Genomic DNA, 18,830 nt, shown 5'->3' with positions numbered 1-18,830 from the left:
CAGAACCGATAGCTTGAACTCAGCATTGTAGTGGCTGAACTTCTTCACTAGACCGTAAACTCCATGCGCCGCGTGCATCGCCACCCAGTTGCGCACCGTCGAATGGTCGACCCCAAAATGCGCACTCACCTCACGCACGCTACGCTTGCCGCCGCTGTAAAACTCCACAACACTCTGCTTGAACGACGTGCTGTATTTGGACATGCAAAACCCCCGAAGTTGGGTGTCCAACTTTCGGGGGTCAGTTCATTTCGGTCCGGGGGTTTTCTTTTCCGCGCTATTTGCCGGGCGCCGGCGTTGTTCCTGGCAGGCCGTTCAGCGGCGGCAGGGTGAGGCCCGGGATCTGCGGCGAGCCGTTGCCGCCACCCACCGGCGGCAGGCCGAGCTGACCGCCGAAGCCGGGCACTTCGATCTTGATCGTGTTCGGGTCCACCTTCGGGCCGCGGTCCAGCCAGTAGGTGACCGATTGCGGCCAGAAGATCACGATCGCGACGAGAATGAGCTGCATGCCGACCCAGGGGAGCGCGCCCATGTAGATATCCGAGGTCTTGACCTCCTTGCCGGCGATCGAGCGCAGGTAGAAGAGCGCGAAGCCGAAGGGCGGATGCATGAAGCTCGTCTGCATGTTGACGCAGATCAGCACGCCGAACCAGATCAGGTCGATGCCGAGGCTGGAGGCGACCGGGGCCAGCATCGGTATGACGATGAAGGCGATCTCGAAGAAATCGAGGAAGAAGGCGAGCACGAAAATGAAGATGTTGACGAAGATCAGAAAGCCGACCGGGCCGCCGGGAATCCCCGAGAGCATGTGCTCGATCCAGCGCGACCCATCCATGCCCTGGAAGACCAGGCTGAAGCAGGTGGAGCCGATCAGGATCATCACCACCATCGATGTAATATGCGTGGTCGAGGTCATCGCCTCGCGGATCAGCGGCCAGGTGAGGCGGCGGTTCAAGGCTGCCAGCGCCATGGCGCCGACGACGCCGAGCGCGCCTGCTTCCGTCGGCGTGGCAAGGCCCATGAAGATCGTGCCGAGCACGAGGAAGATCAGCACGATCGAGGGCACCATGCCCATCAGCACCTTCGCCAGCAGCGCCCAGTTGAAGTCGCCGCGCACCTCTTTCGGCAGCGGCGGCATCGATTTCGGCCGGATGACCGACATCACCAGGATGAAGAGCACGAAGATCGTCACCTGCAGGATCGAGGGGCCGATCGCGCCGAGATACATGTCGCCGACCGAGCGGCCGAGCTGGTCGGCGAGAACGACGAGCACGAGGGAGGGCGGGATCACCTGGGTGATCGTGCCCGAGGCGGCGATGACGCCGGTGGCAAGGCGCGGGCTGTAGCCGTAGCGCAGCATGATCGGCAGCGAGATCACCCCCATGGTGATGACGGAGGCGGCCACCGTGCCGGTGATCGCGCCGAGGACGGCGCCGACGAGGATGACGGCATAGGCCAGGCCGCCGGGAATGCCGCCGAAGAGCTTGCCGGTGCCTTCGAGCAGATCCTCGGCAAGCCCGCAGCGCTCCAGCACCGCGCCCATGAAGGTGAAGAAGGGGATGGCGAGCAGCAGGTCGTTGGAAAGGATGCCGAAGAAGCGCAGCGGCAAATTGTGCACGAAGGCTTCGCTGAAATGGCCGGTGACGATGCCGATGATGCCGAAGAACAGGCCGACGGCGGCGAGCGAAAAGGCGACCGGAAAGCCGTAGAGCATGAAGACGACCATGCCCAGGAACATCGCCGGCGGGATGATACCGAAGTCAAACAAATCCGTTCCTCCCGGTCCGCGTTACTGCAGCGGCTTTTCGTATGTGGTGTTGATGCTGATGCGGCCGGTGAGCGCTGCGATCCGCTTGATGAGCTCGGAAACGCCCTGGAGAGAAAGCAGCGCGAAACCGGCGACGAGGATCAGCTTGACGGGCCAGCGGATCAATCCGCCGGCATTGCCCGATATTTCCCCCTGCCGATAGGACAGCGCAAAGAAGGGCCAGCAAACCCAGGTCAGGAAAATGCACGTGGGAATGAGGAAGAGGAGGAGCCCGAAGATGTCGATCCAGATCTTGGCCCTGTCGGAAACCGCGCCATAGATCAGATCGACCCGGACATGCTCGTTGTTGTTCAGCGCATGCGAAGCGCCGAGCATGACGATGAAGGCGAAGAGATACCATTGGATCTCGAGCCAGCCGTTCGAACTGTAATTGAAGGCATAGCGGACGATGGCGTTTCCGGCGCTGATCAGACAGCAGAACAGGACCATATATTCGGAAAATTTGCCCATGATCCGACTGATCGAGTCGATCAACCGGCTGACTGCCAGAAGTGCCGACATTCGCTCCCCTTTGTTTTTATCCTGCCGGTTTTCCGGCAGTTTTCCTTCTTTGCAATCGATGTAGACCACAGCCTTTGAAATTGGAAGGATAAATGCCTCCCGTTGGAGTATAGTCTTAGCCGAGACGGCCGGATCGCGCGATCAGCGGATATTTGGACAACCCAGGCGTGGATAAATTATTTCAGTAATCTCGCCGAAAGGATGCATTATCTCGCGCAGGATGTGGTGTTCGTCCTCTGGTTTTAGAAAATTTGACCAAATGTTTGATTCGATTGAAATCAATTTTTAAAGGGTTGGCCTTAGAATCCCCGCGCACAGGGAAAGTGTGGATGAAGCCAGATAACCCGAACAGGGTCCCTTTAGATGTGTATCTGTCGTTTGTGAGTTCCCTTTCCGGGAATCGCATGACGCTTCTTGCCGGCGTGATCGTCCATATCGCGACATGCCTCGCAGTTGCCGCCAAGACGCAGTATTCCATCTACATCCTGCTGTCGCTCGCCTTCCTCCTGGTCTTCAGCGCCCGCATGGCGATCTTCCGGCAATTCGATCGCGTCGACAAGGAGAGCCTGTCGCGCGCCGACATCGAGCGCTGGGAGCGGATTCTCGTGGCTGGTGCTGCCTGCACCACGGCGCTTCTTGGCTTCGCCAGCGGCTATGCGATCTTCGTCGTGCACGATTCCTTTGCGGAGCTCGCCTGCATATCCGTCACCATGGCGACCATGGTTTCCGTCGTCGGCCGCAACTACGGATCGCGCCTTGCCGTCGATCTCCAGACATTCTCCTGCTGTCTGCCGATGATCGTCTGCAGCCTGCTGGCGATGGATTTCTATCGTGGTGTATTGTCGATCTTCCTCATCCCTTTCTGGCTGACGACGCGGGCCATGGCGAACGGTGTGCGCGAGTTCCTCTATGAGAATGTCATCGCGCGCCGGGAAATCACCATCATCGCCGACCGTTTCGATACGGCGCTCAACAACATGCCGCACGGCCTCGTCATGGTCGATGCCGAAAACCGCATCCAGGTCGTCAATCGCAAGGCCTGCGAGCTTCTGAAGATCGGCGCTCCCGAGCGGCTGAAGGACCGCGACCTCGGCGCCGTGCTGCGCTATGGTGCGCGCCACAGCTTCATGGATGCTTCGCAGCCGGAGCTCATCCTGCGCCAGCTCACCCAGGTGGCGGAAGGCAATCTGTCGCGCACGCTCATCCATTTCCCGGAAGGCCTGTCGCTCGAATTCTCCGCCAGCCGCAGGGCCGACGGCGGCGCCGTGCTGATCTTCGAGGACGTGTCGAGCCGGGTGAAGGCGGAGCAGAAGATCATGCACATGGTCCGCTTCGATGCGCTGACCGGCTTGCCGAACCGGGAGTATTTTGGCCAGCTCGTGCAGGAATATCTCACCAAACATCCGAGAAAATCCGGCCCGCTCGGCTTCATGGTGCTCGATATCGACGAGTTCAAGCATGTCAACGACATGCGTGGCCACGTCACCGGCGACCATCTGCTTTGCGCCATCGCCGCCCGCATCAAGCAGGCCTGCGGCAACGCCGTTCTCGGCCGGCTGATGGGAGACCAGTTCATCCTGTTCTTCCCGCATGCGAAGGAGCCCACCTCGCTCGATCTCGAGATCCGCCGCGTCCATGCTGCGATCCAGGGCCATTACGAGGTCGACGAGCTGACCTTCCTCGTTTCGCTCAGCGCCGGCTATGCGATCCTCGAAAGCACCGCCTTTGCGCTCGACGAATGGAGCGTCAAGGCGGATCTCGCGCTCTTCGAAAGCAAGTCGCGCCTCAAGGGCGGCATATCGGGCTTCGAGCGGGAAATGGACGGCCGCTATATCGAGCAGCAGAAACTGAAGGCGGACCTGCGCGAGGCGGTTTCGGCCCAAGCGCTGCATCTGGTCTTCCAGCCGATGTTCCGGGCCGATGGCTCACGGATCGAATGCGCCGAGGCCCTGGCGCGCTGGGTGCATCCGGAGAAAGGCTCCATACCGCCCGACGTCTTCATCCGGCTTGCCGAGGATATGGGCATCATTTCCGACATTACCCGCTTCGTGCTGTTCAAGGCCTGCAGCGAATGCATGAACTGGCCGGACCATATCGCCGTCTCGGTCAATCTTTCGGCGCGGGACCTGCGCGATGCCGACATTCTCCAGGTGGTCGCCGATGCGCTTGCCCATTCCGGCCTCGATGCGGCGCGGCTGCATCTCGAAGTCACCGAAAGCTGCCTGATCGACGAGCCGCAGGCCGTGCGCGCCATCCTGGCGGAGCTCAGGAGCCGCGGCATTACCATCGCCATCGACGATTTCGGCACCGGCTTCTCCAGCCTCAGCTATCTGGACACGCTGCCGCTCGATATCGTCAAAATCGACCGCTCCTTCGTCCGCAACATCGTCGAGGATAACCGCCGCCTGAAGCTCTTGCGCGGCACGGTCCATCTGGCTCGCGAGCTCGGCCTGAAGATCGTCATCGAGGGTGTCGAGACCGAAGAGCAGCTCGCGCTGCTCAACAAGCACCGCAGCACCGATCTCGTGCAGGGCTATGTTTTCTCGCAGCCGGTGCCTTCCCAGAACATCGCCCTGCTGCAGCAGGGCGCCGGCCGCCGCGCCGTGCAGCGCCGCCGCCACAAGGTCGCCTGACCGCCCTCGGACGGCAAGTCTTCCCGCTGAAAATCTTGCGCGATATTAACCTTAATAAATCGTATTCGGCGAAGAATACCAGAATTACTTGCGTAAACGTTGCTGGCGTATGATTAATGATCCGTTAACGAGCGGATCAAGAGAATGTCAGAGTCACTGTTCAAGCGAAGCGATTTCAGCACCAAAATCCTGGAAATTCTGGACCATGTCGAATATCGCCGGGTCGAAAGCAGCGAAGACATGGAAGAGGTGGAGCGGCTGCGCTACAAGGCTTACAAGGCCCATGACGTGCTGGCGCTGGCCCCGAAAGGGCTGCTCGATGACAGCGATTTCGACAGCCATGCGTATATCTTCGGGCTGTATTATTATGGTGAGCTGGTCAGTACGATCCGGGTTCATTATGTGACACCTGAGCATCGCCTCAGTCAGTCCGGCGGCGCCTTTCCCGAGGCGATGGATGAACTTCTGGATGCAGGTCTGACGTTGATCGATCCGGCGCGTTTTGCCGCCGATCCGGAACTGACCGCCGATATGCCGTGGGTTCCCTACCTCACGCTGAGGCCGACGATCGTCGCCGCGGCTTATTTCCGCGCGGACCGCGTTCTTCAGTTCGTCCGGCCTCCGCATGCCGCTTTCTACAAGCGGGTCTTCTATGCCGATACGGTCGTGCCCGGCCGGCTGGCGAAGAATTACGGGATCGACATGACGCTGATGGCGACGAATGTGATCGAGGTCGGGCGCAAGCTGTTGACGCGCTATCCCTTCTTCATCTCCAGCGCCAGCGAGCAGCGCATGATGTTTTCGCGCAACCCCAACGACACGCTGCCGCCGCTCACCATCATTCCGACGGCGCGTTTCGTGCCGCCAGGCGAACTCGGCACCGACCTGCCGCTGTGATTTCTCCTGCTCTCCGAACGCGGAGAGGACAGGGGCGGTGACAAGATCCGCAGCCGGCGTCCCCCAACGCTTTTTCCTCGCGGAAGAAGGTGGTTTGGAACCTGCTGCTGCGGCATTCTCATGCATTGCGCTTTCGCCTGTCATTGTGTAATTCCTGCAGGCAGGGACTTCCCTCGGCCAAGAGGGAATCAGGCAGCGCAAAAGCATTTCAGGGAGACGATATTCATGGCCGAACATCATACCGGACCGGTCGAGACCGGCGCGCCGATGGATTACAAGGAACATGAGCAGACCTACAACATGTTCATTGCCGGCACGAAATACGGCTCGATGCTTCTCGTCGTTCTCCTGCTGGCGATGACCGCCGGTTTCTTCGGCGGCGCCGGCCTTCTCGGCGGCCTCTTCGTCTTCATCATTCTTCTCGCCGCCGGCATCTTCCTGCTGCGCTGATTGCGTCGATTCTGGGAATTGGAGCGTCTTTGTGCGTCCGGGGGGACGCGCGGCGCTCCAAGGGGACGCTTCTCCGAAGCTTTGTGAATTAGGTGCTTGGCCTGCGCAGGCGAGCCTGCGGCGGTCTGGCTGACCCGGAGGAGGGGGCAGTTGGGCAATATTGTTTTCGTTGCAAGGGAAATCACGGACGGGGAGACGCGTGTTGCGGCCTCTGCCGAGACCGTGAAGAAGATGAAGAGTTTCGGCTTCGATGTCATCGTCGAAGCCGGCGCCGGTGCGGCTTCGCGCATTCCGGACACCGAGTTCGAGGCCGTCGGCGCGAGAATCGGCAGTTTCGCCGATGCCGCCGCGGCCGACGTGGTGCTGAAGGTGCGCCGCCCGAGCCCATCGGAAATCGCGGGTTACAAGAGCGGCGCCGTCGTCATCGCCATCATGGACCCCTACGGCAATGACGAGGCGATTGCGGCGCTCGCGAGCGCCGGGCTTTCGGCTTTCGCCATGGAGCTGATGCCGCGCATCACCCGTGCGCAGTCGATGGACGTTCTCTCCTCTCAGGCCAATCTTGCCGGCTATCAGGCCGTTATCGAGGCGGCGGCGGTCTATGACCGCGCCATGCCGATGATGATGACGGCGGCAGGCACGGTGCCGGCCGCCAAGGTCTTCGTCATGGGCGCCGGTGTTGCCGGCCTGCAGGCGATCGCCACCGCGCGGCGTCTCGGCGCCGCGGTCTCGGCCACCGATGTGCGCCCTGCCGCCAAGGAGCAGGTCGCCTCGCTCGGCGCCAAGTTCATCGCCGTCGAGGACGAGGAGTTCAAGGCGGCGGAAACGGCCGGCGGTTACGCCAAGGAAATGTCGACGGACTATCAGGCGAAACAGGCGGCGCTCGTCGCCGAACACATCGCCAAGCAGGATATCGTCATCACCACGGCTCTCATTCCCGGCCGGCCGGCGCCGCGGCTCGTCTCGCGCGCCATGCTTTCTTCGATGAAGCCGGGTGCGGTCGCCGTCGACCTCGCGGTCGAGCGCGGCGGCAATATCGAAGGCGTCGTTGCCGGCGAGGTCGCCGATGTCGAGGGCGTCAGGGTGATCGGCTTCGCCAACATGCCGGGCCGGGTCGCGGCCAGCGCCTCGGCGCTCTATGCCAAGAACCTCGTCACCTTCCTCGAGACCATGGTCAACAAGGAAACGAAGACGGTCGTCGTCAACCTCGACGACGAACTCGTCAAGGCGACGATGCTGACCTATGCCGGCGATGTGGTTCATCCCGCCTTCGGCGGCGCGAAGAAGGGAGACATGTGATGGCCAGTGAAGCAATGGACAGGGCGCTGGAGCAGCTGAACGACGCGGTGACGGCCGTTGCCACCGCGGCTGCGCATGCACCCGAAGCGGCAAGCGCTGCGACCGGCGGGGCGATCGATCCCTTCGTCTTCCAACTGGCGATCTTCGTCTTGTCGATCTTCGTCGGCTATTATGTCGTCTGGTCGGTGACGCCGGCGCTGCACACGCCGCTGATGGCGGTCACCAATGCGATTTCCTCCGTCATCGTCGTCGGCGCGCTTCTGGCGGTCGGCATTTCCACGAGCGGGCTTGCGACCGGCTTCGGCTTCGTCGCCCTGGTGCTGGTCTCGGTGAACATCTTCGGCGGCTTCCTGGTCACGCAGCGCATGCTGGCGATGTACCGCAAGAAGGACAGGTGAGGGATCGATGACCAATATTGCAGCCTTCCTTTACCTCGTATCCGGCGTTCTCTTCATACTGGCACTGCGCGGCCTCTCCCATCCGGCGACCAGCCGCAAGGGCAATCTCTATGGCATGGTCGGCATGGGGATCGCCATCCTGACGACGCTGGTGCTGGCGACGCCTAATTTCGGCGGCTTCGTGCTGATCGTCCTCGGTCTTGCCATCGGCGGCAGCGTCGGCGCCTATGTCGCCCGCACCATTCCGATGACCTCGATGCCGCAGCTCGTCGCCGGCTTCCATTCACTGGTCGGCCTTGCCGCCGTGCTGGTGGCGGCCTCAGCGCTCTATACGCCCGCCTCCTTCGGCATCGGCGAGATCGGCCATATCCACACCGAGGCGCGCATCGAAATGGCGCTTGGCGTGGCGATCGGGGCGCTCACCTTCACCGGCTCGATCATCGCCTTCCTGAAGCTCGACGGGCGCATGTCCGGCAAGCCGATCCTGCTGCCCTACCGGCATCTGATCAACGCGACGCTGCTGGTGCTGATCGTGCTCTTCATCATCGGCCTTGCCGCGACCGAAAGCCATTTCGACTTCTGGGCCGTCGTGGCGCTGTCGCTGGCGCTCGGTGTTCTGCTGATCGTGCCGATTGGCGGCGCCGATATGCCCGTCGTTGTCTCGATGCTGAACTCCTATTCCGGATGGGCTGCGGCCGGCATCGGTTTCACCCTCGGCAATCTGGCGCTGATCATCACCGGCGCGCTCGTCGGTTCCTCCGGCGCCATCCTTTCCTATATCATGTGCAAGGGCATGAACCGCTCCTTCGTCTCCGTCATTCTCGGCGGTTTCGGTGGCGAGACGGCGTCGGGCGGGCCTGACACGTCAGACAAGACGGTGAAGCTCGGCTCGGCCGAGGATGCGGCCTATCTGATGGCGAATGCTTCGAAGGTGATCATCGTGCCGGGATACGGCATGGCTGTCGCCCAGGCCCAGCATGCGTTGCGCGAACTTGCCGACAATCTGAAGAAGAACGGCGTCGAAGTGAAATATGCGATCCACCCGGTCGCAGGCCGCATGCCCGGCCATATGAACGTGCTGCTGGCCGAAGCTAATGTTCCCTATGACGAGGTCTTCGAGCTCGAGGACATCAATTCGGAATTCGCCCAGGCCGACGTCGCCTATGTCATCGGCGCCAACGACGTCACCAATCCGGCGGCGCGCGACGACAAGACTTCGCCGATCTACGGCATGCCGATCCTCGATGTCGACCGGGCCAAGACCTGCCTCTTCGTCAAGCGCTCGCTCGGCTCGGGTTATGCCGGCATCGACAACACGCTGTTCTACAAGGACGGCACGATGATGCTGCTCGGCGACGCCAAGAAAATGACCGAGGATATCAACAAGGCGATCGCGCATTGATCGACGCAGATACAGCCGCCCTCGGGCGGCTGTTCGACTCAGGCTTGATATCATGGGCCATGCCGGCCTCGATCATCGCGGAGCCAGGGCTTTTCCTCATACCTCGCCCGGCACGAGCGTCATCTTTTCGACGCCGATCGCGAGGTTCAGCCCTTCCTGGGCCTGGACATTCAACGGTTGCAGCATGAAGGCCTTGTTGGTGCCGCCGGCGATCACCTTGGCGCCCGCGCCTGCGCCAATGCTCGCATCCGCGCCGACGCCGTAATATTCGCCGGCAAGCGCGAATTGCGGAACATCCGTGCCGGTCTTCGCCAGCACCTGCCAGATCATCACGCTCTTGCCGGTCTGGCCGATGTCGAGCCCGAACTTCTCGATCTTGCCGGCATAGACCGCCTTGGCGCCGCCTGATGCCGGGGTATAGGTGCAAATCAGGTTCTTCTGTGAGGTGATGATCAGGCCCTGGCCGCCATCCGATCCGCAGACCAGGCGGCCAAGCGTGACATAGTTTTCCGCGCCGGCCGGGCCTGCCCAGACAGCCGCCGTCAGTGCCGCGGCTGCGATCATGGTTTGCTTGAACATGGTCTTTCTCCTTTGGAACGACCTGTCCGAAACGGGTGGAAGTGGCGATTGTTCCTGGCTAGACGTTAGTCCCGCTCCAGCGTGGCGCGCTGCGCCGTCAGCACCCACACCAGGCCTTCGGGCCGGAAATCGACCTCCACAGTACCGCGGAAGGCCGCGGCGGCATGGGCCTTGATCACCGTCGTGCCGAAGCCCGAGCGCGATGGCTCTGCGACCGGAGGGCCGCCGCGCTCCTCCCAGGTGAAGCGGAGCAGGGCCTCCGGTTTGTCTTCCTCCCTCGCCTCCCGCCATTCGAACCGGACACGGCCCTGCGGCACGGAGAGCGCACCGTATTTCACCGAATTGGTGGCGAGTTCATGCAAGGCAAGGCCGAGATTCTGCACCGCATCCGGCTTCAGGACGAAATCTTCACCGCTGACCTCGATCTGTTCGCGCGCATGCGGGAAAGCCTGCAGGTGGATATCGACGACGCGCCGCAGCGACACGCCTCCCCACTGCTCGCTCGTCAGCAGCTCGATCGAGCGCACCAGTCCCTCGAGGCGATCGGCGACGGCGGCCTGGAAGCTCTCGACGCTGTCGGCCTGTTTGGCGAGCTGGCGCATCATGGCCTGGGCAAGCGTCAGAAGATTCTTGGTGCGGTGGACGAGTTCGTGCATGACGAAACGCAGCCGGTCCTCGGTCTGGCTGCGATCGAAGGAGGCATTCGAAAGGGCGATCGCCACCTGGTTCGCCTCGATGACGCTGGTCTCGACCGGTGAGACGATATGGCCTTCGCCCATGCGGTTCGCCATGTCGGCGATCTCGCGGATGGTGGTGCGGACCTGCCTTGCGACGGCATAGGCGGCCAGCACGGCGACGAGCACGAGGGCGACGCCGCCGATGATGAGGAAACGCCATGTGCTCAGGATCGAAGCCTGGGCGACCGGCCCCCAGATCACCGTCTTCCAGGACCAGCCTGGAATCTGGGCATAACCGAGGAGCATGTGCGGCAGGACCGTCTCGTCCTCGAAGACGCCTCGGAAGGTGCCGAGCGCCGGCAGGATGCGCGGATCGAAGGGCGTGCCGGGTTCGAGGTCGGCCGGGCCGGTGGCAGCGACCACGTGGCCGCTCTGGTCGATGATGGCGGCCGACCAGCCGGGGGCGAGGCCTTCGGTCGTCACGAGCCTCCCCAGATCCTTGGCATCCTGCGTGATGATGAGGGCTGCGACGGGATCGTTCGCACGGGGCAGGGTGACGTTATAGACCCAGTCGCCGCTGATCTGGCCGCGGAAGACATCGGAAGCCTCGATGCGGCCGGAGGTCATGGCCGATTCGAGCGCGGGCATGTTTGCCACCTTGCCGAGCGGCGTGCCGAAGGCTCGGCGGGTATTCAGGAGTTGCTGACCGCTGCGGTCGACGGCGATGACGAACAGCGTATTGTCCCGCAAGGCCGTTTCCGTGCGCTCGTGAAAGGCGGCGAGATTGCCGTTTTCGAGCTCCGGCGAGCTCGACAGCAGCCGCAGCGTCGTCGCCATATCCTGAAGCTGGCGGTCGATGATGCGTGAAAGGGCGACAGCATCCTGCGCCGTCTCGCGTTTCAGCGCCGAGCGCTGGTTGTCTTCCAGCTGCAGCAGAAGCAGCGCCACGAAGGCGAAGATTGGCAGTGCGATCGCCACCGCCATGGCGACGAGATAGGTGCCGATCGAGGCCTTGGGAAAGAACAGCGCAACGAGCTTCATCTATTGCGCCATCTCGTATGCGCTATGGTGAAATTGCTCAAACCGAAATCGATCGAAGGTGTTGCCGCGGCCTTTGCGCGTCTGAAAAGATGCGCGGCGCTGCAATGCGCGCTGTCCGCAACAGTTTTTGTTTGCGGCCAGGAAAGCAAAGACCCGCATCTCTCGCAAACCGCCCTCAACACGTTTCGGGTGCCCGATAGCAGGCTATCGAAGCAGGTGCATGTTAGGGGGACTAGAAGAAGGTTGCAACACAGTATGACATGCCGTCGAAGAGGGCGGCCGTTTTTTCGGCCTGCCTTTTTGACGCGGTGGGGCCACTGTCTCAGGCAGGATGGCAGCCTGTCAACGGCATCGAATCAGAGATGATTTCAGGAATAGCGCCGCAGTGGCGGCAAAAGGCCGGCGAAGGGCGGCCGGTGCTCCGGGCCGCCCAACTGACGTCCTCAGCCGGCCGGGGCGACGCCGACGCGGGCCAGGCCGTCGCGGGCAGGCTGGTATTTCGGGTCGAGGCCGACCGCATGGCGATAGGAGCGGGCAGCCTTCGCCTTGTCGCCGCGGCGTTCGTAGACGAGCGCCTGGTTGGCCCAGGATTCGGCGATGTTGCCATTGAGCTCGATCGCATGATTGAAATCGGCGAACGCGTTGTCATCGTCATTCAGCGCGATGTAGGAGACGCCGCGGCCATTGTAAGGCTCGGGCGAATTCGGCGCGAGCGAGATGGCCTTCGAGAAATCGTCGATCGCCTTATCCTGCTGATTGCGCTTCTGATAGATCAGGCCACGATTGTGATAGGCACGGCCATCGGTAGTGCCGAGCTGGATCGCCTTGTTGAAATCGTTGAAAGCCGCATCGTCCTGGCCGGCCATGCGATAGACATTGCCGCGGCCGATATAGGCGACGTCGTAGCTCGGATTGATCTGCAGGGCGGCGTTATAGTCGGCGATCGCCTGCTGCTGCTGGCCCATGTTGCGATAGACGAGCGCGCGGTTGGCATAGGCCTGGAAGAAACGCGGATTGATCTGCAATGCCGTGTTGAAATCGTTCAGCGCCTGGCGGAACTGGCCGCCGCGGCCATAGGCGGAACCGCGGACGTTATATCCTTCGGGATCTCGCGGATTGGCGTTGATAACAGCCGTCAGCGACGCGATGTTCTCTTCCGAGCCCTGCGCCTTATCGATACGGATCACGGCATCCGTGGTGTTGGTCGTCTCGCAGCCGGCGAGGCCGAACATGGCCGCCAGCGCCAGGGCGGGCAGGAGTGCGGTTTTCTGCATGCGCCAGGCGCGGGACGGATTGAAGGTGGTATCAGCCATTCGGGCTCGCTTTCCCCATGCGGCATATCCAACACTGGGATATGCGATCTTCAGCGGCAAACTAAAAAGGCGGCGGCGAACCTATCGCCCCCGCCACAATGCATCTGAAAACGTCGAAAAAACGACGGCAACGCTTAGCGTGCGACCAGGCCTTCGCGCTGGGCGCGCTTGCGGGCCAGCTTGCGAACGCGGCGAACAGCCTCGGCCTTTTCGCGAGCGCGCTTCTGCGACGGCTTCTCGTAGTAGTCGCGCATCTTCATTTCGCGGAAAATGCCTTCGCGCTGCATCTTCTTCTTGAGAGCGCGGAGAGCCTGATCGACATTGTTATCGCGGACAAGTACCTGCACGAGAATCACGTTCCTTTGGTTTGGTTGATGCCTGAGGCGGCGCAGCGCCAGGGGCAAAAATATAACGTTCGCGCGGCCGCAGCCTTGCGATTGGTGATGCGGGATAGCAGATCGGGTAGGGGAAGTCCAGACGGATATGGAAAGCGGGCGGAAAAATCACGCCTCGCCCGATATCCGGCTGCGATCGGCGGTCTCGGGCAGGGTTTCATCCAGTGCGGCGATCGCCTCCTTGAGCGCCGTCCTGACCCGGAGACGGTCGGCCGGCTCCAGCCGGCTCATGTCCAGATGCAGGTCGAGGCCCGCGAGGTGTTCGCTAAGAACCCGGCTCTTGTGATCGGCGCCGAGCGTCAGCCCGTCCACGGCATAGGGCACGATCTCGCGTTGTATGCCCTTCATGGTGATCGGCGGCAAGGGATGGGCGTCGACGATCTCGTTCACCAGCGCATAGGTTTCGTAGCTGATGACGATTTCCCCGCCCTGGGCGATCGATTGCAGCCTGGCGGCGAGATTGGCCTCGGCGCCGATGATCGTATAGTCCATGCGGTCGTTGCTGCCGAAATTGCCGACATTGCAATAGCCGCTGTTGATTCCCATGCGGACGACGAACGGCTCCTCGGTGCCGTTCCTGCGCCATCTGTCCTTGAGTTCGCCGAGACGGCGCTGCATGTCGACCGCCATGCGCAGGCATGCTTTCGCGTCTTCCTCCGGCCCCTTCGTTTCGGGATCGCCGAAGAAGACCAGCATCGCGTCGCCGATGAACTTGTCCACCGTGCCGCCGTGCTCCAGTGCAATGTTCGACATTTCGGTCAGATACTCGTTGAGCATCTCCGTCAGGGCTTCGGGCTGCAGGCGTTCGGTGGTTGCGGTGAAATCCTTGATGTCGGAGAAGAAGATCGTCAGGCGCTTGCGCTCGGTATGGACGACGACGTCCTTCTGTCCGCTGAAGATGCTCTTGTAGATCTGCGGCGAGAGATAGCGGGAAATTTTCAGGGAAACGCTGGCGAGGAACTCGTTCGCCGCTTCGAGATCCTGATTGGCGCCGTGGATCGCCCGCGCCTGCTGCCGCTGGAGCAGGATGAAGCTGATGCCGATGACGGCGACGAATAGGAAATAACAGAGCAGATATTTGAAGGCGAAGACATTGCTGACGTAGGGCTGCCGGATGATGACTTCCTGTATGCCGCGCACGTCGCCGACCTTCCAATCGGTTTTGGGGCTTTCGGGATGGGTGTTATGGCAGGCGACGCAGGCCTGGCCCATGACGACGGGGGTGATGAAGCGCAGCGTATCGGTCAATCCGACGCGGGTAAGGTCGTTCAGGGTCTGCTGCGGATTGGCACGCAAGGCGGCGAGCGCCTGTTTCTCGAAGTCGTCGAGGTCGTGGGATGCGCGGCTCTTGAAGGGAAGATCGGAAACGAAGCGGTAGGTGATATTGGCCTGCTGCTCCTTGATGACGTCGCCGAGTTCCAGGGAAAGCGTTGCCGGCAGCGGGATGGCGCCTGGAATATTGGCGTAGTTGTGGGAGACGACCGTGCCTGTGGTTGCGCCGCTCGCGTGGGCGGCCAGAACACGCCCCACGACGTTCGTGGAATAATAAGAGCGGATGCTTGAAACTAGCGAGCTCATGTCGCGCGCCTGGCGCCGCAGGGTATTTCCCGAGAGATCGCTGATATCGAGCCAGACGGCCAGCGGCAGCCCCGCAAGCATTGCCAGCACGACGACGATAAGCCAGTAGCCGCTCCGACGCGCGGCGGATTCGGAAATCACGGGCGACCCCTCTTCTTTTTGCGGAAAAGCATCCGATTTTCGCTCGCTACAAGAACATTTCGCCGCCTGCCCGGCAAGATCGAAGCCGTGTCATTTGGGGGTAAAACCCCGGCCAAAACGGGAGAAAAAAGAGGGCGGCTTCTGTGCATGTGCGAATGGCGTTCGGACAGAAAGCGGCGTAGCCTGTCAGCCGGCAGTTACGGGCCTGCTTGGCCGGCCGTGGAGGGGACAGCCGGTGAGATCATGACGCGCGTGCAGCAAATCGGTGTCGTTATCGGTCTGGCGATCGTGGCTTTGCTGACGATCCTGCGGGCAGGCGATCCCGGAATTTTCAAGCTGATCCGCGGCGTGACGTTCGATGAGTATCAGCGGCTGGTTCCGAGGGCCTACCAGCCGATGCCGGTCCGCGTCATCGACATCGATGAAGCCTCATTGCGCGAATTCGGCCAATGGCCTTGGCCGCGGGACCGGTTGGCCCTCCTGGTGGACCGGCTTTCGGAAATGGGCGCCGCGGCCATCGCCTTCGACGTTCTCTTCTCCGAGCCGGACCGGTTGTCGCCGCGCAACGTCGTGCGCGAGGCGGCCGGGATCGACCCTTCGCTGGCCGAAAAGCTGCCCGACAATGACGAGATATTCGCCCGCACGATCGCCGAAAAGCCGGTCGTGCTCGGCTTCGGCCTCTCCAACGAGGGTAACTACCGGCCGCCGGTCAAGGCGGGCTTCGCATTCACGGGCGAAAGCCCCGTCTCGGCTCCGCCCTATCTCGGCGCCTCGACGCCGCTCAGGCCGCAACTGGAGGCAAATGCGGCGGGGCTCGGCCACATCAGCCTCAACCCCGGAAATCCTTCGCCGGTGGTGCGGGCGGTCCCGCTGTTCCTGACCGACGGAGAACAACTCTACCCCAATCTCGCGGTCGAGGCGCTGCGCGTCGCGCAGGGAGCCTCGACCTATGTGCTTTCGGGCGCGCCCGACCGCGCCGGAATCATGACATCGGCAAAGATCGGGGATTTCATCGTGCCGCTGACGGCGGCGGGCGAACTTTGGCTCTATGTCACTCCCGACCGGGCCGAGCGCTATGTCTCCGCCCGGCAGGTGCTTGCGCCGGGAGGCGCTTCCGCCGAGACGGCAGCCGCGATCAATGGCAGCATCGTCTTCGTCGGCACATCGGCGGCCGGCTTGCAGGACATCCGCGTCACCGCGCTCGGCGAGAACGTTCCCGGCGTGTCGCTGCATGCGCAGGCCGTCGAGCAGATCCTCTCCGGTCAGTTCCTGTCCCGGCCCGACTGGGCGGATGGGCTTGAAATCCTTGTCATCGCCGTGCTCGGATGTCTGCTCGTCCTAGTGACGACCTTCGTCAGTCCTGCCGTCGCGCTGGTCTGCGGTCTGCTGATCACCGCAATGGCGCTGGTGGCGTCGTGGCTTTCCTTTCTTTATGCGGGACTTCTCTTCGATCCGCTGGCGCCGATCGTCAGTGGATCGATCATCCATTTTGCCGCGACCTCGTTCAAGATCCTGGTGATCGACCGGGAGCGGCGCGAGGTGCGGCGCGCCTTCGGGCATTATCTTTCTCCGTCGCTGCTCCACCGCATCGAGCATAATCGCGATGCATTGCGCCTCGGCGGAGACGACCGTGAACTGACGGTCATGTTCGTCGATGTCAGGAACTTCACCGAGATGAGCGAGCGGCTGGCGCCGACGGATGTCGTGGCCTTCCTGAATACGCTGCTCGATGCGCTGAGCCGCCATGTCGTGGCCAACGAAGGTACGCTCGACAAGTTCATCGGCGATTCGATCATGGCGTTCTGGAATGCGCCCGTCGATGTGGCGGATCACCAGACCAAGGCGGTTCGCACGGCGCTTGCCATGCGCGAGACACTTGCCGAACTGAACGCTGGCGACGCCTTCGGTTTCGGGCCCGATCAGGAGGTCGGGATCGGCATCGGCATCCATACCGGCCTTGCCTGCGTCGGCAACATGGGCGCCAAGACCCGCTTCAACTATTCGGCGGTCGGAGACGCCGTCAACGTCGCGGCCCGCATCGAATCCTCCTGCAAGGAGGTCGGTTTCGATATTCTCATCTCCGACAGCACGGCGCGGTCAGTGCAGGGGATGGCGCTGATCGAGGCCGGCGCCCTGCCGCTCAAGGGGAAGAGCAGCCGGACGCAGATCCTTGCCGTCGTCGGCGGTGAGCGCATCGCGGCATCCCAGGAATTCGCCGCGCTCGAGGATATTCACAGACAGCTGATGCAGGCCCTGCAAACGCATTCCAGGAACAGCCGGAAGCTTATCGGTACGGCAAAGCTGAGGGCGGTGCAGGTGACCGGCGGTCTGGCGGAATTCTACCAGCGCCTATCCGGCAGGACCGATCATTTCCGCGACGTGCCAGAAAGGGTCGAAAAGAGCGCCGCAGACTGACGAGCCTCAACGGCCGCGATTGAAATTCCGGCCTCTGTCGTGGTTCCGATCCCTGTCATGATCACGATCGCGATTGTGATCGCGATCGCGATATCCATGATGGTCGCGGTCGTGGCTGCGATGATCCTCGCCGTGATTTCCCGGCTTGCCGTCATCGTCATGCCGGCCATGGCCCTCATGCTTGTCGGGTTTCTCCGGCTTGTCGTGATGCGGCCTCTCCTGGTGCGGCTTGTCGGGCTTGTTCGGCCGCTCCTTCTGCGGCTCGGCCTGCCTCTGTGGCGGATCCTGCCTTTGCGGGGCAGGCGCAACTGCCGGGGGAGGCCGCGGCCTGTCTTTTCTCTCCGGCGCAACCGAGGCCATGTTGCAGCCGCCGAGCATGCCGATGCCTCCAGCAAGCCGCTGGTTGCCGGAGAGGAAAGGGAGGGCGCGGGGATTTCCGAGCGTATCGAGAACGCTGGGATCGACCCGGCGGGCCGGCGACATATCACCGTTCGGCTTGGCGACGACGCAATCGCAGCGCTGCTGCAATTGCCGGCAGCCGCCCGGGCCGCAGAAGCTGGCCGCGCCGTTCAACAGCACGACGGCAGTCGTGCCGTCGGGACCGACATAGAAATCGAATGCGGTGCCGCGCACGCCGATGGTGCCGGCGGGCGTCAGGATCTGGTAGGCGGAGGATTTCGAATTGCCGCTGACCCAGCGAAAGGTTCCTTTCGCGGCCTTGATGGTGAGTTTCCTGACCGATTGTGAATCGTCGAAGACATATTTGTCGATGACAACCGAGGAGCCCCAGCCGACCGCAAGCTTGGTGCCGTCGCGAAACAGGAATTGGCCGAGCCCGGATTGCGATGTCCGGATGCGCTCGTCGCGGTGAACGCTGGTGTTGACTTCGATCGGCCCGCCTTGTCCCGTCACCTCGGTTCTGATGACGACAGCCTGGCCGACCGGCTCTGCTGCGGGCGCCGGCAGCGCACTGGAGAGGGCGATGCAAAGCGCCGCGAGTAAAGAACGCCGACCCCACATGATACAGATACCCCGGCAATCCGGGGAGAATTAGCATTTTAGAAACTACTTGTCTTCTCGCCCACTTGGGCTACGGCGAGGCGCGGCATGCCGGTTTTGGGGTCATCTTCGGAACCGCTGCCCGAGATCTGCAGAACGCGCGAAAACCGCGCACTTTCGGCATCATGTCGCACAGTGTCAAAACCAAAGCTCTCTCCTGTCGCAAAAGAGCCGTTGTGCCGCATTTGGATTTGCGATTTGTATGGGCGCGGAGATCAGTCCTT

16 protein-coding genes are annotated in these 18,830 nt (G+C 62.2%); 7 read left to right on the top strand and 9 right to left on the bottom strand.

Going from position 1 to position 18,830, the window contains the following annotated elements:
- The 3 genes from QD408_RS06365 to QD408_RS06355 all read right to left on the bottom strand — a co-directional run.
- Positions 1-204, bottom strand: a 204-nt coding sequence (locus tag QD408_RS06365; protein WP_414138708.1) for a transposase, incomplete at its 3' end; no start/stop codon positions are given.
- 73 nt (positions 205-277) lie between these two features.
- Positions 278-1,768, bottom strand: a complete 1,491-nt coding sequence (locus QD408_RS06360; protein WP_088681685.1) for a TRAP transporter large permease — start codon at positions 1,766-1,768, stop codon at positions 278-280.
- 21 nt (positions 1,769-1,789) lie between these two features.
- Positions 1,790-2,329, bottom strand: coding sequence for a TRAP transporter small permease subunit (locus tag QD408_RS06355; protein WP_414138707.1), 540 nt, complete (start codon positions 2,327-2,329; stop codon positions 1,790-1,792).
- 329 nt (positions 2,330-2,658) lie between these two features.
- Between QD408_RS06355 and QD408_RS06350 the strand changes: the two genes are divergently transcribed.
- The 6 genes from QD408_RS06350 to QD408_RS06325 all read left to right on the top strand — a co-directional run bounded on the left by QD408_RS06350 (position 2,659) and on the right by QD408_RS06325 (position 9,408).
- Positions 2,659-4,962 carry a putative bifunctional diguanylate cyclase/phosphodiesterase gene (locus QD408_RS06350; RefSeq protein ID WP_414138706.1) on the top strand — a complete coding sequence of 768 codons (2,304 nt, stop codon included), beginning with the start codon at positions 2,659-2,661 and terminating at the stop codon, positions 4,960-4,962.
- A gap of 144 nt (positions 4,963-5,106) precedes the next feature.
- The gene (locus QD408_RS06345) at positions 5,107-5,859 is read left to right on the top strand and encodes an N-acyl amino acid synthase FeeM domain-containing protein (protein ID WP_088681688.1); all 753 of its coding nucleotides are present in this window, start codon (positions 5,107-5,109) and stop codon (positions 5,857-5,859) included.
- A 225-nt stretch (positions 5,860-6,084) separates the two neighbouring features.
- Positions 6,085-6,309 (top strand): aa3-type cytochrome c oxidase subunit IV, encoded by a 225-nt coding sequence (locus QD408_RS06340; protein ID WP_414138705.1) that lies wholly within the window; start codon positions 6,085-6,087, stop codon positions 6,307-6,309.
- A 150-nt stretch (positions 6,310-6,459) separates the two neighbouring features.
- The gene (locus QD408_RS06335) at positions 6,460-7,608 is read left to right on the top strand and encodes a Re/Si-specific NAD(P)(+) transhydrogenase subunit alpha (protein ID WP_414138704.1); all 1,149 of its coding nucleotides are present in this window, start codon (positions 6,460-6,462) and stop codon (positions 7,606-7,608) included.
- Positions 7,608-8,006, top strand: a complete 399-nt coding sequence (locus QD408_RS06330) for a proton-translocating transhydrogenase family protein (protein ID WP_088681691.1) — start codon at positions 7,608-7,610, stop codon at positions 8,004-8,006. The genes QD408_RS06335 and QD408_RS06330 overlap by 1 nt, the downstream gene beginning before the upstream one ends.
- Before the next feature lie 7 nt (positions 8,007-8,013).
- Positions 8,014-9,408: an NAD(P)(+) transhydrogenase (Re/Si-specific) subunit beta gene (locus tag QD408_RS06325; protein ID WP_414138703.1), complete on the top strand. Its 1,395-nt coding sequence runs from the start codon at positions 8,014-8,016 to the stop codon at positions 9,406-9,408.
- Between the two features lie 96 nt (positions 9,409-9,504).
- Here the strand turns inward: QD408_RS06325 and QD408_RS06320 are convergent, their stop codons facing one another.
- The 5 genes from QD408_RS06320 to QD408_RS06300 form a co-directional block, all read right to left on the bottom strand.
- Positions 9,505-9,987, bottom strand: a complete 483-nt coding sequence (locus tag QD408_RS06320; RefSeq protein WP_414138702.1) for a DUF992 domain-containing protein — start codon at positions 9,985-9,987, stop codon at positions 9,505-9,507.
- 65 nt (positions 9,988-10,052) lie between these two features.
- Positions 10,053-11,705: a sensor histidine kinase gene (locus QD408_RS06315; protein ID WP_414138701.1), complete on the bottom strand. Its 1,653-nt coding sequence runs from the start codon at positions 11,703-11,705 to the stop codon at positions 10,053-10,055.
- Between the two features lie 443 nt (positions 11,706-12,148).
- Positions 12,149-13,018 carry a tetratricopeptide repeat protein gene (locus QD408_RS06310; RefSeq protein ID WP_414138700.1) on the bottom strand — a complete coding sequence of 290 codons (870 nt, stop codon included), beginning with the start codon at positions 13,016-13,018 and terminating at the stop codon, positions 12,149-12,151.
- A 134-nt stretch (positions 13,019-13,152) separates the two neighbouring features.
- Positions 13,153-13,365 carry a 30S ribosomal protein S21 gene (rpsU, locus tag QD408_RS06305; protein ID WP_003585885.1) on the bottom strand — a complete coding sequence of 71 codons (213 nt, stop codon included), beginning with the start codon at positions 13,363-13,365 and terminating at the stop codon, positions 13,153-13,155.
- Between the two features lie 156 nt (positions 13,366-13,521).
- Complete coding sequence (locus QD408_RS06300; RefSeq protein WP_414138712.1) at positions 13,522-15,072, bottom strand: adenylate/guanylate cyclase domain-containing protein; 1,551 nt, start codon at positions 15,070-15,072, stop codon at positions 13,522-13,524.
- A gap of 303 nt (positions 15,073-15,375) precedes the next feature.
- On the opposite strand from QD408_RS06300, the gene QD408_RS06295 reads away from it, so the two are divergent.
- Positions 15,376-17,547: a CHASE2 domain-containing protein gene (locus QD408_RS06295; RefSeq protein ID WP_414138699.1), complete on the top strand. Its 2,172-nt coding sequence runs from the start codon at positions 15,376-15,378 to the stop codon at positions 17,545-17,547.
- Positions 17,548-17,553: 6 nt separating this feature from the next.
- Here QD408_RS06295 and QD408_RS06290 read toward each other — a convergent pair whose 3' ends face one another.
- A complete protein-coding gene (locus QD408_RS06290; RefSeq protein WP_414138698.1) occupies positions 17,554-18,567 on the bottom strand; it encodes a FecR domain-containing protein in 1,014 nt (337 codons plus the stop codon).
- Between the last annotated feature and the right edge of the window lie 263 nt (positions 18,568-18,830).

The sequence above is a fragment of the Rhizobium sp. BR 249 genome (genome assembly GCF_047445895.1).
In the GTDB taxonomy this organism is placed as follows: domain Bacteria; phylum Pseudomonadota; class Alphaproteobacteria; order Rhizobiales; family Rhizobiaceae; genus Rhizobium.
Note: the sequence above shows the minus strand (reverse complement) of the source record. Positions and strands in the feature narration are given on the sequence as shown.